The 15,561-nt window shown below is 68.4% G+C and carries 17 protein-coding genes; 9 read left to right on the top strand and 8 right to left on the bottom strand.

The genetic code is table 11. The features are described from left to right. The first annotated feature begins 97 nt into the window (after positions 1-97). Positions 98-1,225, top strand: a complete 1,128-nt coding sequence (locus M3330_RS18655) for a homoserine O-acetyltransferase (RefSeq protein WP_024101561.1) — start codon at positions 98-100, stop codon at positions 1,223-1,225. Here M3330_RS18655 and M3330_RS18650 read toward each other — a convergent pair. Genes M3330_RS18650 through M3330_RS18640 form a run of 3 tightly spaced genes read right to left on the bottom strand, consistent with a single transcriptional unit; the run spans position 1,222 to position 3,868 of the window. Next, positions 1,222-1,506, bottom strand: a complete 285-nt coding sequence (locus M3330_RS18650) for a DUF3017 domain-containing protein (protein ID WP_033097065.1) — start codon at positions 1,504-1,506, stop codon at positions 1,222-1,224. The two genes, M3330_RS18655 and M3330_RS18650, sit on opposite strands and share 4 nt — an antisense overlap. A 26-nt stretch (positions 1,507-1,532) precedes the next feature. Continuing rightward, positions 1,533-2,387 (bottom strand): bifunctional methylenetetrahydrofolate dehydrogenase/methenyltetrahydrofolate cyclohydrolase, encoded by an 855-nt coding sequence (locus tag M3330_RS18645; RefSeq protein WP_006550113.1) that lies wholly within the window; start codon positions 2,385-2,387, stop codon positions 1,533-1,535. A 5-nt stretch (positions 2,388-2,392) separates the two neighbouring features. Beyond that, positions 2,393-3,868 carry a wax ester/triacylglycerol synthase domain-containing protein gene (locus M3330_RS18640; RefSeq protein WP_255025896.1) on the bottom strand — a complete coding sequence of 492 codons (1,476 nt, stop codon included), beginning with the start codon at positions 3,866-3,868 and terminating at the stop codon, positions 2,393-2,395. 119 nt (positions 3,869-3,987) lie between these two features. On the opposite strand from M3330_RS18640, the gene M3330_RS18635 reads away from it, so the two are divergent. Continuing rightward, positions 3,988-5,202 (top strand): glycosyltransferase, encoded by a 1,215-nt coding sequence (locus M3330_RS18635; protein ID WP_255025895.1) that lies wholly within the window; start codon positions 3,988-3,990, stop codon positions 5,200-5,202. 10 nt (positions 5,203-5,212) lie between these two features. Here M3330_RS18635 and M3330_RS18630 read toward each other — a convergent pair whose 3' ends face one another. Then, positions 5,213-5,827, bottom strand: a complete 615-nt coding sequence (locus M3330_RS18630; protein WP_039584853.1) for a maleylpyruvate isomerase N-terminal domain-containing protein — start codon at positions 5,825-5,827, stop codon at positions 5,213-5,215. Positions 5,828-5,951: 124 nt separating this feature from the next. Between M3330_RS18630 and M3330_RS18625 the strand changes: the two genes are divergently transcribed. The 5 genes from M3330_RS18625 (at position 5,952) to M3330_RS18605 (ending at position 9,160) form a co-directional block, all read left to right on the top strand. Then, positions 5,952-6,416: a tRNA (cytidine(34)-2'-O)-methyltransferase gene (locus tag M3330_RS18625; protein WP_006550110.1), complete on the top strand. Its 465-nt coding sequence runs from the start codon at positions 5,952-5,954 to the stop codon at positions 6,414-6,416. 138 nt (positions 6,417-6,554) lie between these two features. Further along, the gene (locus tag M3330_RS18620) at positions 6,555-7,589 is read left to right on the top strand and encodes an intradiol ring-cleavage dioxygenase (RefSeq protein WP_033097061.1); all 1,035 of its coding nucleotides are present in this window, start codon (positions 6,555-6,557) and stop codon (positions 7,587-7,589) included. A 49-nt stretch (positions 7,590-7,638) separates the two neighbouring features. Beyond that, a complete protein-coding gene (locus M3330_RS18615; RefSeq protein ID WP_006550108.1) occupies positions 7,639-7,878 on the top strand; it encodes a twin-arginine translocase TatA/TatE family subunit in 240 nt (79 codons plus the stop codon). After that, the gene (tatC, locus tag M3330_RS18610; protein ID WP_006550107.1) at positions 7,875-8,678 is read left to right on the top strand and encodes a twin-arginine translocase subunit TatC; all 804 of its coding nucleotides are present in this window, start codon (positions 7,875-7,877) and stop codon (positions 8,676-8,678) included. The genes M3330_RS18615 and tatC overlap by 4 nt, the downstream gene beginning before the upstream one ends. Further along, a complete protein-coding gene (locus M3330_RS18605; protein ID WP_006550106.1) occupies positions 8,666-9,160 on the top strand; it encodes a hypothetical protein in 495 nt (164 codons plus the stop codon). The genes tatC and M3330_RS18605 overlap by 13 nt, the downstream gene beginning before the upstream one ends. Positions 9,161-9,222: 62 nt before the next feature. Here M3330_RS18605 and M3330_RS18600 read toward each other — a convergent pair whose 3' ends face one another. The 3 genes from M3330_RS18600 to M3330_RS18590 are packed head-to-tail and all read right to left on the bottom strand — an operon-like array spanning position 9,223 to position 13,641. Continuing rightward, a complete protein-coding gene (locus M3330_RS18600; RefSeq protein ID WP_006550105.1) occupies positions 9,223-9,531 on the bottom strand; it encodes a rhodanese-like domain-containing protein in 309 nt (102 codons plus the stop codon). Further along, complete coding sequence (locus M3330_RS18595) at positions 9,524-10,378, bottom strand: DUF4349 domain-containing protein (RefSeq protein ID WP_006550104.1); 855 nt, start codon at positions 10,376-10,378, stop codon at positions 9,524-9,526. The genes M3330_RS18600 and M3330_RS18595 overlap by 8 nt, the downstream gene beginning before the upstream one ends. 11 nt (positions 10,379-10,389) lie before the next feature. Continuing rightward, the gene (locus M3330_RS18590) at positions 10,390-13,641 is read right to left on the bottom strand and encodes an error-prone DNA polymerase (RefSeq protein WP_039584922.1); all 3,252 of its coding nucleotides are present in this window, start codon (positions 13,639-13,641) and stop codon (positions 10,390-10,392) included. Between the two features lie 187 nt (positions 13,642-13,828). On the opposite strand from M3330_RS18590, the gene M3330_RS18585 reads away from it, so the two are divergent. Both M3330_RS18585 and M3330_RS18580 read left to right on the top strand, forming a co-directional pair. Further along, complete coding sequence (locus tag M3330_RS18585; protein ID WP_255025894.1) at positions 13,829-14,287, top strand: ATPase; 459 nt, start codon at positions 13,829-13,831, stop codon at positions 14,285-14,287. Beyond that, positions 14,274-14,606 (top strand): helix-turn-helix transcriptional regulator, encoded by a 333-nt coding sequence (locus M3330_RS18580; protein WP_006550100.1) that lies wholly within the window; start codon positions 14,274-14,276, stop codon positions 14,604-14,606. Before M3330_RS18585 ends, M3330_RS18580 begins: the two co-directional genes overlap by 14 nt. Here M3330_RS18580 and M3330_RS18575 read toward each other — a convergent pair. After that, positions 14,600-15,505, bottom strand: a complete 906-nt coding sequence (locus tag M3330_RS18575; RefSeq protein ID WP_006550098.1) for a D-isomer specific 2-hydroxyacid dehydrogenase family protein — start codon at positions 15,503-15,505, stop codon at positions 14,600-14,602. The genes M3330_RS18580 and M3330_RS18575 overlap by 7 nt on opposite strands. Positions 15,506-15,561: the final 56 nt, after the last annotated feature.

Raw genomic sequence — 15,561 nt, 5'->3', positions numbered from 1 at the left:
GTCACGATCACACCTCCCATCACCGCCGGAAGGACACGATGACCGACATCCGCAGCCGGCGCTGCCGGCCCACCGCGAGCCTCGAGGCGGTCATCTCTTGACGGCGGGCACCGAGCGGCGTCGCGTCGAACTGCCCCCGGCAGACGGACGCCTCGACACCATCGACATCGGCGATCTCGCGCTCGAGAGCGGCGAGACGCTGCCGAACGTCACCGTCGCCGTGCAGAGGTGGGGCGAACTGTCCCCCGCCCGCGACAACGTGGTGCTCGTCGAACACGCCCTCACCGGCGACTCGCACGTCACCGGCCCCGCCGGACCGGACCATCCGTCCCCCGGCTGGTGGTCGGGCATGGTCGGCCCCGGTGCTCCGATCGACACCGACCGCTGGTGCGTGGTTTCGACGAACATTCTCGGCGGGTGCCGCGGCACCACCGGCCCCGGCAGCACCGCACCCGACGGCAAGGCCTGGGGATCCCGCTTCCCGCTGATCACCGTGCGCGACCAGGTGGCGGCCGAGGTGGCGCTGCTCGACAGGCTCGGCATCGACGTCCTCGCCGCCGTGACCGGCGGATCGATGGGTGGCATGCGCACCCTCGAGTGGATCATCGCGTACCCGGAGCGGGTGCGAGCGTCGCTCGTCCTCGCCACCGGTGCCCGCGCGACCGCCGACCAGATCGGCACCCAGACCGCGCAGATGGCTGCCATCACGGCCGACCCCGACTGGCAGGGCGGCGACTACTACGGCACGGGGCGGCGTCCCGAAGCCGGACTCGCCATCGCCCGGACCATCGCGCACCTCACCTACCGGACCGAACTCGAACTCGACACGCGCTTCGGGAATCTACCCCAGGACGACGAGGACCCGTGGCGCGGCGGCCGGTACGCCGTGCAGAGCTATCTCGAGCACCAGGCGCGCAAGCTCGTCGCGCGTTTCGATCCCGGCACCTACGTGGTGTTGTCCGACGTGATGAACCGGCACGACGTCGGGCGCGGACGCGGCGGCGTCGAGGCCGCACTCGCGTCCACCCCGGTCCCGACGATCGTCGCCGGCGTCGACTCCGACCGCCTGTACCCGCTGCGCCTGCAGCAGGAGATCGCCGATCTGCTCCCGGGATCGGGCGACCTGCGTGTGCTCGTCTCCCGCGACGGACACGACGGATTCCTCACCGAGGCCGACGAGGTCGCGAAGCTCCTCGTCGAACTGATGAAGCTCGCCGAGGGCTAGTCGGTTCCCAGCGGGTCGATCGACGCGGCGAGCGCCACCACGATTCCGCCGACGACCATCATCGAGGCGACGTCGAACGCCTTGCCGCGTACCGCGAGGACACCGACCTTGTCCTCGTCGAGAGCCCAGCGGAACAGGCCGGCGAGGATGGTGGCGCCGCCGAAGACGAACGCTCCGCGTCGCCACCGATCGGCGATCACCAAGATCACCGCTGCCGCGATCACCAGGGTGACCGCGAGCAGCGGCAGGTTCAGACGCGTGAATCGCATAGCCTGAGCCATCTCGTCTCCCGGGGTCGTCGACCCGCTTATCGGGTCGCGAGCAGCTCGGCCCGCTCCACGACGTTGGTCAGCAGGAAGGCGCGGGTGAGCGGTCCGACGCCACCGGGGTTCGGGGACACGAAGCCCGCGACCTCGCGCACGTCCGCGGCGACGTCGCCGCGCAGTCCGTCCTCGGTGCGGGAGACACCCACGTCCAGCACAGCGGCGCCGGGCTTGACCATGTCCGCCGTCACCAGCCCGGGAACACCTGCGGCGGCGACGATGATGTCGGCGCGACGCACCTCTGCAGCGAGATCACGAGTGCCGGTGTGGCAGAGGGTGACCGTCGCGTTCTCCGAACGACGGGTCAGCAGCAGACCGATCGGGCGGCCGACGGTGACGCCACGACCGACCACCACCACGTGCGCGCCGGCGATCTCCACGTCGTAGCGGCGCAGCAGGTGGATGATGCCGCGCGGCGTGCAGGGCAGCGGAGCCTCCTTGCCGAGCACGAGCCGGCCGAGGTTGACCGGGTGCAATCCGTCGGCGTCCTTGCCCGGATCCATGCGCTCGAGCGCCGCGTTCTCGTCGAGATGCTTCGGCAGCGGGAGCTGGACTATGTAGCCGGTGCAGGCAGGGTCGGCGTTGAGCTCGTCGATCGCCTCGAACAGCTGTTCCTGGGTGATGTCGGCGGGCAGATCCTTGCGGATCGACGTGATGCCGACCTTCGCGCAGTCGTTGTGCTTACCGCGCACATAGGCCGCGGATCCCGGATCGTCGCCGACGAGGATCGTGCCGAGACCGGGCGTGACGCCCTTGGCCTTCAGCGCATCCACGCGGACCTTCAGGTCCTCGAAGATTTCGTCGCGGGTTGCTTTGCCGTCCAGGATCGTCGCAGTCACGTCGTTCATTCTTCCAGGCGCCCGTCCGGCGTCGAATCGCGGCCGGTACCGGAAACCGTCCGCGCGCCGGGAGGCAGGCAGTCCCGGGATAGTTCCGCGAAGGCTTCGGCGAGGTGCCGCTCGTACTGCTCGGGGTCGGGCATGCAAGAGTCCGAGGCCAGAAAAGACAAGGTGAGAACCTCGCCGAGCGAGGTCACGGAGTGGACGAGACCGTAGTTCCGGTTGAGCATCGGAGTACCGATCGCCTCGACGGCGGGACTGCCACCGAATCGGAGGCCCTCGACCGGCCCGCGCGGCACATTCGTCACGGTGGTGTTGGCCAGCGGCACCACGTCTCCCGTGGGCCCCACCCGCCCGCGGTGCGCTCTCCGGATCGTCATCGCCAGGTCGAACGCGGGCGATGCATCCACCGCCGCAACGGAGGCAGCCGACTCCGGACGCCGGATGCGCCGTTTCTCGAGAGCGGCCGACTCGTGGACTCGGCGGAGTCGCTCGCGCGGATCAGCCCGATCGAGGTGCAGGTCGACATACATGAGCGTGACCTTGTTCTCCGACTCCGCTCCCGCTCCGTCCCGGAGGGATCCCGGAACGATCGCCGCCGGTGAATCGGTGGGAATTTCCTCGTAGGATGCGAGGTAGGCGCGTAGTCCGCCCGAGACGACCGTCAGGATCACGTCGTTCACCGAGGTATCCGTGGCGCGCGCGACGGCACGCACCTCCGGCAACGGCATACGGACGACGCCGAGCTGCCAGGCGCTGCCGGCGTCGGTGTCGAAGCGGGTGCGGGGACGCTGCGGCCGGGGGGCGGTGATCTCCCCCGATGCGGTGAGACCACCCAGTGCTCGTCGAGCGCGACGTGCTGCGACCAGAGCCGGGAGCATCCTCGCGTACCGGAAGGGCAGCGAGACCGCCGCGCGGACCGGTCCCGGCACGGCGACGATGCGTCCTCCCGCCGAAGGGGCGGCAGCCGGATCGTCGAGCAGTGCACGAGCGATCTCGACGGCTCCGAGCCCGTCGGTCACCGAGTGGTGCAGGAGCAACGCGACGATGGTGGCGCCCTCGGGAAGGTCGTCGACACCGCGGATGTCGGTCAGGACGTGCACTTCCCACGGCGGTGCGGACAGATCGAGGCAGCGTTCCTTCATCGACGCGAGCAGCCGATGCAACCCGCTGCGCGAGGTCGGTCCGATCGTCTCGTACCGGACGTGATCGTCCGGATCGACGCCGGTCTCGACCCAGTACGGGAAGTCGAGGTTCGCCGGCACCCGGTGCAGACGGCGGGTGAGCGCCGGTGTGCGGTGCAGGCGCTGTCCGATCCAGGTGACGGCGTCCTCACGGGTGCGGATGGGAGCGTCGCCCGCTCGGGCGTCGAACACGTAGACACTCACCATGGTCGACGGCGGAGCCTCGGGGTCCGTGTCCTCCACGAAGACGTGGAGCGCGTCCCGCGCGGCCAGTCGGATTCCGCGTCGGCGTGTCATCGTGATGGTTCTCTCCCGGGTCGCCCGCTGCTCGTGCCTCTCGATTGAACCAGTTACCGCTCGGGGCCACACCCGGTCGACGATTCGCGTACACGAGCGCGGAGCGGTGTAATTCGGCCATGGCGCACCGAGTCGGATCGACGACCGGCAGTACACGAGGCCGGGCCGTGCGTCGCGTCCTGTTCTCGTTCGCAGGCGGCCTCGGCCATCTCGCACCGATGCTCCCGATCGCCGACGTCCTGCGCGGGGCCGGCCACCGTCTCGGCGTGTGCGGGGAGGCGGACGCCCTCGCAGGCACCGAAGGCTTCGACGCACACTTCCCCGAGGGGGAGACGACATCTCCTTCCGGTCGGTCCACGGGCACGCTCGCTCCTCCCGACCTCGACCACGAGTACTCGGTGATCGGCACCCACTTCGCCGGTGTGCTCGCGGCGCGACGATTCGACCTGGTCCGCGATGTGATCGACCGCTGGCATCCGGATCTGGTGATCTGCGACGAGATGGACTTCGGTGCGATGACGGCGGCCGAGCACGCCGCCGTTCCCCGCGTGGTGGTCGCCGTCATCGCGTCCGGAGCACTCACCCGGATCGACCGCATCCGTGAGCCACTGGGACGACTACGGGCCGCCCACGACCTCCCTTCCGATCACGAGTGCTCTTTCCTGACACAGGATTTGGTCATCTCACCGTTCCCACCGTCGTTCCGTGATCCTGATGTCCCGTTGCCTCCCACAGCCGTCTCGACAGGGCCGGGCCCGTCGCTCGCATCCCGCGAACACCCTGCGATCGACTGGCTTCGAAGCGGCGAGAAGCCCCACCGCGTGTACGTCACGCTGGGTACCGTCTTCAACACCGAGTCCGGTGATCTCATCGTCCGTCTCCTCCGGGGGCTGCACCGACTACCTGCGCGCGTGCTCGTCACCGTCGGCCGGGACATCGACCCGGCCACCCTGCCGTCACCGGGCGGCAACGTCCGCATCGTGCGGTTCGTGCCCCAGTCGGCCGTGCTCCCGCACGTCGATGTCGTCGTAAACCACGGCGGATCGGGCAGCGTCATCGGTGCGCTCGCCCACGGCGTTCCGGTCGTCGCGCTTCCGATGGGCGCGGACCAGGAACTCAACGCCCGACGGCTGGTCGCGCTGGGCGCAGGGACCACGGTCGATCCCGTCACCGTAACCTCGGCGGAGATCGGAGGGATCACCCTCGACGCGCTGTCCTCGCGCTCTCTCCGCCGCGGGGCCGAGGAATTGCGCGACGAGATCGCACGATTGCCTCCCCCGGCATCCGTGCTCGCGCTGCTCGAGGATCGGATGTTCCGGTCCCGGCTGCGCTGAACCTCTCCGCTCACACAACGGAATAGCCGTTCGGCAACGCCATCCGACCGGTCAATGCCCGCAGCACGGTCGTGCCGTCGCCGAGTGCCAGAGCGATTCTCGCCGCCAACAGGGCGGACTGCTCGAGAACCTCGACGGGAGGTTCGTAGGGAACATCCGCGGCGGCGGCGATGTCGAGACCGTGGACGGCGAGTTCGAAGGTGCGTGTCGGGAGGTAGGAATGCAGCCGGATCCCCGATCCTCCGATCACCCGGATCAGACGATCCTCCCCGGTACCGAGCCGCTCGATCACCGCAGCCGACAGGGCACCGATCGTCACCACCGGGTCGTCACCGAGGTCGGCACCGGCACGCCGCCCGCGTTCGACGATGTCCTCCGCGCCGAGGACCGAGGTCAGTTCCTCGACGTGGACGTAGTACTGCTCCGCGCTCGCGAGGTCCTCGGTGTCGGCAGGACTGTCGAGATAGGTCATGACGGTCGTCAACGAGCGTGAGGTGTGTCCGATCAGTGCTCGGAGGTCCCACTCACCCAGGCCCGGACCGTCCCAGCGGCCCTCCGGCACGGCACGGACCAGTTCCGAGAAGCTGCGCACCGCCGAGACGTACGTCGCTACCGGTGACTCCATGCATCCCCCAGCGGTCGATACGTCGAACCACGACACGAGAATGAAAACACGCGTGCCCTCGCTACGCCGAGATCGGCGCTACGCGCGTGCGGGACGCCGGCGCGCCTCTGGCAAGCTGGATCGAGTGTTCAGAGTGATGTTCCACGAGCCGCGCATTCCCCCCAACACCGGCAATGCCATACGCATGGTCGCCGCGACCGGCGCGGAGCTGCACCTGGTGGAACCCCTCGGCTTCGACCTCTCCGAACCGAAGCTGCGTCGGGCGGGACTGGACTACCACGACCTCGCGTCGGTCACCGTGCACAGCGATCTGGGGGCCGCATGGGAGGCGTTGGCCCCCGAGCGGGTGTTCGCGTTCACCGCTCACGGCACGTCGAGCTACGCGGAGATCGAGTACCGGTCCGGCGACGTGCTGCTGTTCGGGCCCGAACCGACGGGCTTGTCGCCCGAGGTACTCGCCGATCCGCACATCACCGAGCAGGTCCGCATCCCCATGCTGCCCGGCCGACGCTCGTTGAATCTGTCGAATGCCGCGGCGGTCGCCTGCTACGAGGCGTGGCGGCAGCAGGGTTTCCCCGGCGCGGTCTAGTCACCGGCGACATACCGCCCGTATCCCTTCCACCGACCGGCTGACAGGAAACCGACAGGTAAGACACAGCGTCCCCACCGGATCGACGGCAACACTCGGTACCGAACCACCGAGCGAATCGTCGAAGGAGACGTCGACATGCCCCGTATCCCCGAACCCGTTTCCACACCGGCCGGACCCATCTACGAAGGACGCCTGCTCGATCGCCCCGCCGAGGACGTCGTCGACCAGGGTGCCGGTTTCGACATCACGACCCTCGTCACCCGGCGCCGGGTGCTCGGCCTCGTCGGCGCCGGAGCGGGCGCCCTGGCACTGGCCGCCTGCTCCACCGGCACCGCGAACACGATCACCACTGCCGGAACGACCGCGCCGGTGACCCCTGCAGACGAGATACCCGAAGAAACCAACGGGCCTTACCCGGCCGACGGCACGAACGGAATCAACGTGCTCGAGGAATCGGGGATCGTCCGCAGGGACATCACCTCGAGCCTCGACGGCGGGACCACCGTCGACGGTGTCCCGCTCTCGCTCACCTTCACCGTCACCGACACGGCGAACGGTGGCGTCCCGTTCGACGGGGTGGCCGTGTACGCCTGGCAGTGCGACGCGCAGGGCCGGTACTCGATGTACTCCGAAGGCGTCGAGGACCAGACCTATCTCCGAGGGATCCAGATCGCCGATACCAACGGCAAGGCGACATTCGAGACGATCGTTCCGGGCTGTTATTCCGGCCGCTGGACCCACCTCCATTTCGAGATCTACCCCGATGCCGCCTCTGCGACCGATGCGAACAACGCGATCGCGACCTCACAGGTCGCCTTCCCACAGGACATGCTCGACGCGGTGTACCGGCTCGCTACCTATCCGGGTTCGGCCGGCAATCTGGCCCGGATCGGAAACCCCGACAACGACAACGTCTTCGGGGACGGTTACGACCTGCAGATGGGGACGTTCACCGGCGACACCGAAGCGGGTTACGTCGGGACTCTGGCCGTCGCAGTCGACACGACAACCGAGCCCGCGCTCGGTGCAGGCGGGGGTGCACCGGGAGGTCCGGACGGACCCGGGAACAACAGTGTTCCATCCGCGGGTCGGCCGCCCGCCGGCGGAGGTCCCGGCGGCGGAGGTCCCGGCGGCGCACCGACGCAAACCGGCTCCGAAGCCTCGAACTGAGCGCGCTCCGTCCGCATACATCGACCCACCACCATCGAAGGACTCCACCATGTTGCACAATCTCACGGGCTGGCACGCCCTCATCGTCCTGGCGATCCTCCTGCTCGTCTTCGGAGCTGCCAAACTTCCCGCCCTCGCCAAGGGTGTCGGACAATCTCTGCGCATCCTCAAGGACGAAATCCGTGAGGAATCCACTCCGTCCCCGCAGGACAACGCCCCCACCGCCCTCGGCGAGCACTCGACGACCACCGTCACGAGCACCCCGGTTCCCTACCGACCCGCGTCATGACGGCCCGCACCGCCACGCGCGGCACGATGCCGCTCACCGATCACCTGCGTGAGGCACGACGGCGCGGACTTCGCGCGGCGGTGGCGCTGCTGGTCGGCGTGATCGGCGGTTTCGTCTTCGCCGATCAGGTCCTCGACCTTCTGCGCGCACCCATCGAGGAGTTGGCCCGATCCCGCCAGGCGAGCCTCAACTACGACACGATCACCGGAGCGTTCGACGTCGAACTGAAGATCGCGCTGTTCAGCGGGGTCATCGTCTCCGGTCCCGTCTGGTTGTGCGAACTGTTCGCCTTCGTCACCCCCGGACTGACCCGTCGCGAGAAGAAGTACGTGATCGGGTTCTCCGCGGCAGCCGCTCCACTGTTCGCTGGGGGGTGCGCCTTCGGTTTCCTGCTCTTCCCCCGCATGGTGAGCGTGCTCACCGGCTTCTCCTCCGACCGGGACAGCACCCTTCTCAATGCTTCCTACTACGTGGACTTCGTGATGAAGATCGTGCTGGCGACCGGGATCGCATTCGTCCTGCCGGTGGTGCTGGTGATGCTGAACTGTCTCGGGGTCGTCTCCGCGCACACCCTGCGCCGCAGCTGGCGCCTCATCGTCGTGGTCATCACCCTGTTCAGTGCTCTGGTCACGCCGTCCGCGGACGTGTTGTCGATGTTCCTGGTCGCGTTACCGATGTCGGCTCTGTTCGGCGCCGCTCTCGTGATCACCCGTCTGCACGACCGGAGGGCGGCACGTCGCGCTCTCACATCGCACGATCCCGATCTCGTCAGGGAGGAATCCACACCATGTTCGGCCTGACCCTCGAAAAACTGTTCCTCGTGGTTCTTCTGGCAGGAATCGTGATCGGCCCACAACGCCTGCCCGTCTACGCCCAGCACTTCGCCGGGACAGTCCGGGCCCTACGGCATCTCATCGACAAGACCCGCAGCGACGCCGAACGCGACATGGGAATCTCGTTGCGCCGCAACGAATGGCAATCACTCGACCTGCGTCGGTACGATCCTCGTACGATCGTGAACGACGTACTGCTCGAACCTGCCGCGCACCCGCCGGCAACACCGGCCGGCACCGACGAGATGATCGATCAGGCCCGGCACGTGCGTCCCGGCCGGAAGTATCTGGTCACCGGAACCGCGGCACACCCCCGGCGGATCCTCATCGATTCGCTCCCCCACGACGATCCCCGCCGCATCGCCGCCGAGACACGCCTCCCGACACACCCACCGGACGATCCGCCGGTGCCCGAGACGGACCCGGCACCCGGATCCGTGTCGACATGAGCCTTCGGCAGGCCGAAGGTGAGCGGCCCGGTGCCACGGCGCGCGTTCGACGACGAGAGCAGTCAGGCGTCGCTCTCCACCGGACGACCCGAGCGGGCCCATCCGTCGGTGCCACCCGCGACGGACACGGCGTCGACACCGCGACCGGCGAGATACTGCGCGGCCTGCAGGCTGCGGCCACCCACGGCGCAGACGACGTAGACGGTGCCCTCGGTGGGGATCTCGTCGATCCGCGCGACGAACTCGCTGAGCGGGATGTTCGTGACGCCGGGTACGCGCACCTGGGCGTATTCGTCGCGTTCACGCACGTCGATGACGGTCGCCCCGTCGGTGAGCGCGGATTCGAGTGCGGCCAGGTCGACCTCACGCATCGCTGTCGGTCCTCTCGGTGTCGGGCGTCCCGGTGGTTCCGGACGAACGTCCCCGTCGGGTGATGAGCCGGATGACCAGGTAGAGGACACCTGCACACACGAACAGGAACGCCACCCACGGTAGCGCGGCGCCGATACCGACCACCGCTGCCCCCAGCGCGGCCCACAGGCTGTTCCATCCTGCGACCAGCCCGTCCCAGAAACTGTCCTGTTCGGAGGGAAGGCGGTCGGTGGTGATGTCGACGGTGAGCGTGGACAGTTCGATCCGGTCGCCCAGCTGCCGTCGCTGCGCCTCGAGGCTGTCGAGTTCGGCCTGTCGTTCGGCCAGCGCGGTCTCTGCAGCGATCAGCGCCTCGACGTCGGCCGACGACTCGAGCAGTGCCCGCAGGCGGTCCACCGAGGCCCGCAACGCACCCACCCGGGCTTCGAGGTCGGTGTACTGCATCGTCACGTCGTCGCGGGTGGTGCTCAGGCTGGTGACACGGCCGAGTGTGCGGATCTCGTCGACGACCTCGTCGAGCCGGTCGGCGGGCACCCGCACCGTGAGCACGCTGCTCGCCTCGGGTTGTTCGGTGAGCGAGTCGACGCGTCCACCGGCTTCCTCGACGACCGTCACGACCCGGCGGCCCGTCGCCACGGGATCGCCGGCATCCATCTCGAGGTAGCCGGTGACGACCTCCTTGCGGTCGGCCTCTTCGGGTTGCGACTCGCGGAGACCGCCGTCGACGATCGCCGGTGCCGAGATCGCAGGCGCGGACGCCGAGGAGCCCTCGCCTCCACCACCCTCGTCGCAGCCGGTGACGACCAGAGCGAACAGAGCCAACGAGACCGGCCACAGGCGTTTCACACTCGGCGATGTTAGCGAAAGTCGCGTGATCTGCTCGGCATTCGCAGATCCATGGCTTCGAGATGGTCGGCGAGGAGCGTGACCACGCCCTCGGCGTTCTGGAGCCGGCCGCGGACGAGCAGGGCGGGAGCCGTGTGGGCCACGGTCCGGTAGCGCGCCCACAGACCGACCGAGCACACCACGTTCACCATTCCGGTCTCGTCCTCGAGGTTGAGGAAGGTGACACCGGCGGCTGTTGCAGGTCGCTGCCGGTGTGTCACGGCCCCGCCGACGAGGATGCGCGTCCCGTCGGGGACCTGACACAACTCCGCGGCCGGGATCACCCCGAGTTCGTCGAGCCGCTCGCGCAGAAACTGCGTCGGATAGCTGTCGGGCGAGATTCCCGTGGCCCAGACGTCGGCGGCGGCGAGTTCGAGAGCGCTCATCCCCGGCAGGGCCGGAGTCGGCACCGTCCCGATCCCGGGGAGCCGCCCGGGGCGTTGTGCCGCGGCCGGGGCCGCACCCCAGAGGGCTTCGCGGCGGGTGACGCCGAACGAGGAGAAAGCTCCTGCGGTGGCCAGCGCCTCGACCTGCGTGGTGGTGAGACCGACGCGGGCGGCGAGGTCGGCGGGCGAGGTGTACGGGCCGTGGGCACTGCGTTCGGTCACGATGCGTTCGGCGAGGTCGTCGCCGATGTGCCGCACCGTGGCCAGGCCGAGCCGGACCTCCTTCCCTTCGTTCTCGAGGGTGGCGTGCGCGAGACTCGCCGCGATGTCGGGGCCGTGGACGACCACACCATGACGGCGGGCATCGGCGACCAGCGATTGCGGCGAGTAGAAACCCATCGGCTGAGCACGCAGCAGGCCCGCACAGAACGCTGCGGGATGGTGCAGTTTGAACCATGCCGAATAGAACACCAGCGAGGCGAAGCTCTGCGAATGACTTTCGGGAAAACCGAAATTCGCGAAGGCGTAGAGCTTCTCGTAGATGCGGTCGGCGACGTCCCCCGTGATGCCGTGCAGGTCCCGCATGCCCTGATAGAGGCGTCCGCGCAGACGTTCCATCTTCTCCGTCGAGCGTTTCGATCCCATGGCGCGACGTAAGCGATCGGCCTCCGCCGCGGTGAATCCCGCGGCGTCGACGGCCATCTGCATGAGTTGCTCCTGGAAGAGCGGAACGCCGAGGGTGCGTTCGAGGGCCTTCTCGAGGCAGGGATGGTCGTAGGTGACGGGTTCGAGACCGTTGCGCCGCCGGATGTAGGGGTGCACCGAACCGCCCTGGATGGGGCCGGGCCGGATGATGGCCACCTCGATGACCAGATCGTAGAAGCATCGCGGCTTCAACCGCGGCAGAGTGGCCATCTGCGCCCGCGACTCCACCTGGAAGACCCCCACCGAGTCGGCGCGGCACAACATCTCGTAGACCCCCGGCTCGGAGAGATCGAGGTGTGCGAGGTCGACTCGGACGCCTTCGTGTTCGTCGACGAGGTCGATCATGTAATGCAACGCGGAGAGCATGCCGAGGCCGAGCAGATCGAACTTCACGAGACCCGCTGCAGCACAGTCGTCCTTGTCCCACTGCAGGACGGTGCGCCCTTCCATCCGCGCCCATTCGACGGGGCACACGTCGGCGACGGCCCGGTCGCAGATCACCATTCCGCCCGAGTGGATGCCGAGATGCCGTGGGAGACCTTCGATCTGTTCGGCGAGATCGAGAACCGTCTCCGGGATCCGTTCGTCGGTCTCGACCCGCACCCCACCCCACCGGCCGATGAGCTTGCTCCACGCGTCCTGCTGTCCCTGCGAGTATCCGAGGGCACGGGCCATGTCGCGGACAGCGGAGCGACCGCGGTAGGTGATGACGTTCGCGACCTGCGCGGCATTGATCCGCCCGTACTTGCGGTAGACGTACTGGATCGCCTCCTCGCGCCGGTCGGATTCGATGTCGAGGTCGATGTCGGGTGGGCCGTCGCGTTCGGGCGACAGGAAGCGTTCGAACAGCAGCTTGTTGCCGACGGGATCGACGTTGGTGATGCCGATCGCGTAGCAGACCGCCGAGTTGGCGGCTGATCCTCTTCCCTGGCACAGGATGTCGTTTCGCTTGCAGAAGTCGACGATGTCGTGGACGACGAGGAAGTATCCCGGAAATCCCAGCCGGCCGACGACATCGAGTTCGTGTTCGATCTGCCGATAGGCGTCGGGGCGGCGCTCGACCGGACCGTAGCGGCGACGCGCCCCGTCGTAGGTGAGTTCGCGCAGCCAGGTGAACTCGGTGTGCCCGTCGGGAACATCGAAGGGCGGCAGTTTCGGGGCGACGAGACGCAGATCGAAGGCGCATTCACGACCGAGTTCGGCGGCACGGTGCACGACACCCGGAAAGGCCTCGAACAGCCACGTCATCTCCTCCCCCGACCGCAGGTGCCCGCCTCCGGTCGGGGGGATCCGGCCGACGGCGTCGTCGAGGCTCTGCCGGTCGGAGATCGCCGCCACGGCCATCGCCAGATGTCGCCGATGGGGATGCGCGAAGTGCGCCGCCGTGCTCGCGATGCACGGAATGCCATGTCGCGCGGCAAGTTCGAAGAGGGCTGCGTTGCGTTCGTGGTCGTCGGGATATCCGTGACGGGTGAGTTCGACGGTCACGCGGTCGGCACCGAACCGGTCGACGAGATCGAGCAATGCTGCTTCGGCGGCGGGGATCCCGCCCGTGGTGAGCGCCTGTCGCAGGTGCCCCCGGCGACAACCGGTGAGGATCTGCCAGTGCCCACCGGCGGCGTCGGTGAGCGCGTCGTAGTCGTACCTCGGGTTGTTCTTCTCCCCTCCTGCGAGGTGGGCGTCGGCGATCTGCCGCGACAGGCGTCGATAGCCCTCCTGACCGCGGGCGAGGACGAGCAGGTGCGCATCGTCGAGGCCCAGCTCGGCTCCGAAGACGGTGCGGATGCCGAGTTCGCGTGCGGCTTCGGCGAATCGCACCGCTCCGTACAGTCCGTCGTGGTCGGTCACCGCGAGGGCCTCGAGTCCGAGTCGTGCCGCCTCCTCGGCGAGTTCCTCCGGCGTGGAGGCACCGTCGAGGAAGCTGAACGCGGAGTGGGCGTGCAGTTCGGCGTAGGGCACGACCGGTCCTTCCGGACGTCGGACCCGCGCCTCGTACTCGGTGCGGGTGCGCGACCACGCCGGGCTGTCGCTCCCGTCGCCGGGATGTTCGGCATCGCGACGGGAAGTGCCGGGTCGTCCCGAGAGCACACGTTCCATCTCCGACCAGGTCGGCGGACCGTTTCCCCATCCCACTCCGGCACCTCCTCGACCGATCCAGTATCGCACATGTGTTCGAACGAGACGTTCGAACACGCGCAGTTCTCGTCGCGACACGCCGGGAGTCGGCGACGAGAACTGCACGATCGACTGCAACCAGGGGGTTGCATCACGGGCCAGCAAGTGCAACCCTGGAGTTGCATTCCCATCGAAGGAGGCAATCATGACCGACGAACTCGACCGCATCGAACGCGACATCACCATCGACGCCCCCGTGGACCGGGTGTGGACACTCGTGGCCGAACCCGGCTGGTACATCAACGACAACGAGTGGACCGAGCACCGCCTCGAACACGACGGAGATCTCACCACCGTGCACGATCCGGTCCACGGCGCCTTCGTCTTCCGCACCGTGACCCTCGACGAACCGCACTACGCGGCCTTCCGCTGGCTCGCCGACCACACCGATCCCGACAGCCCGTCGACCCTCGTCGAGTTCCGGCTCACCGCCCTCGACACCGACACGACCGAATTACGCGTCACGGAAACCGGATTCGACTCCATGCCCGGCGACGCGAGCGAACGCCGCACCCGCTTCGAGGAGAACTCCCGGGGCTGGACCACCGAACTGGAGATCGCCAAGCACCATCTCGAGAAGGACGGAAGCGTTGCCCGACGCTGAGTTCTCCGCCGACCTGCATCCCGTCTTCGCGGCCCTGGCCGACGACACCCGGTGGCGCATCCTGCAGCGACTGGGCCGATCCCCGGCGTCGGCGTCCGGGCTCGCGGCCGAGTTCACGGTCTCCCGTCAGGCCATCGCCAAGCATCTGGCGGTGCTCGAACGGTGCGGTCTCGTGACCTCCGAGCGCGCCGGACGGGAGATCCGCTTCTCCGCCGTCGGATCGCGGCTGAGCGCGGTCGGGCGTGCGATCGACGCCGTGGGGGCAGGCTGGGACCGCCGCCTGTCCGCGATCAAGAAGGCGGCCGAACGGCCTCAGTAACCCGCGTTCGGATCGACCCGGGCGATCAACTCCTCACCCGCGGCGAACCGGCGTACGTTCTCCTCGAGGGTCGGCGCGAACGTCTGCGTCAGCCGGCTGCGCGTATTGGCGATGTGCGGTGTGATCACGGCGTTGTCGAGATCCCACAGCGGATGACCGTCGGGCAACGGTTCGGGATCGGTCACGTCGAGGACCGCCCCGGCGATCGCACCGTCCCCGAGCGCCTTCACCAGCGCGTCGGTGTCGACGAGGTTGCCCCGCGCGACGTTCACAAGCCACGCCGACCCGGGCATCGCCGCGAGCGCGGCGGCGTCGACGAGATGATCGGTCTCGGCGGTCGCGGGTGCGGCGACGACGAAGTGATCGGCCATCGACCACACCTCCGACGTGCGGTCGGCCGGCAGCGTGACCTTCGCGCCGTCGACGGGACGGCCCGAACGATTGACCGCGACGACGGACGCGCCGAGGGCGTGCAGGCGCGGGATCATCGCCCGGCCGATACCGCCGCATCCGACGATGGCCACGGTCGAGCCGTGGAGGGTCCGCACCCGCGGGTCGAGAACGTCCTTGGTCCACCGCTTCGCGGCAACCGAGGCGTGGAACTGCCGCAACCCCACGAGCAGCGCTCCCACCGCGTACTCGGCCACGTTGTCGGCGTACACACCGGACGCATTCGCCCACAGCCGGCGGTCGTCGATCACGCCCGCCCGGAAGAACGGTTCGATACCCGCGTAGGTGAGCTGCACCCAGCGGACTCGGTCGGGCAGATCCGGGAATTCCTCGGCGCTGCCGTCCCACACCAGGGCGTCGGCCTCGTCCAGTTCGGAGAGGGTTCCACCGCCGGAGACGATCGCGGTGGCGAGGTGTTCGTCGTGGCCCGGTCCGAGATGAATACGCATGCCGCGACCCTAACCTCGAATCGTTCGCGGAGGGATGTCGAGAATCCGGAAGCGGC

Origin of the sequence: Rhodococcus sp. GA1, assembly GCF_024321955.1 — a bacterium.
In the GTDB taxonomy this organism is placed as follows: Bacteria; Actinomycetota; Actinomycetes; order Mycobacteriales; family Mycobacteriaceae; genus Rhodococcus; species Rhodococcus pyridinivorans.
The sequence above is the reverse complement of the archived record's forward strand: the minus strand, read 5'-3'. Positions and strand labels throughout refer to the sequence as shown.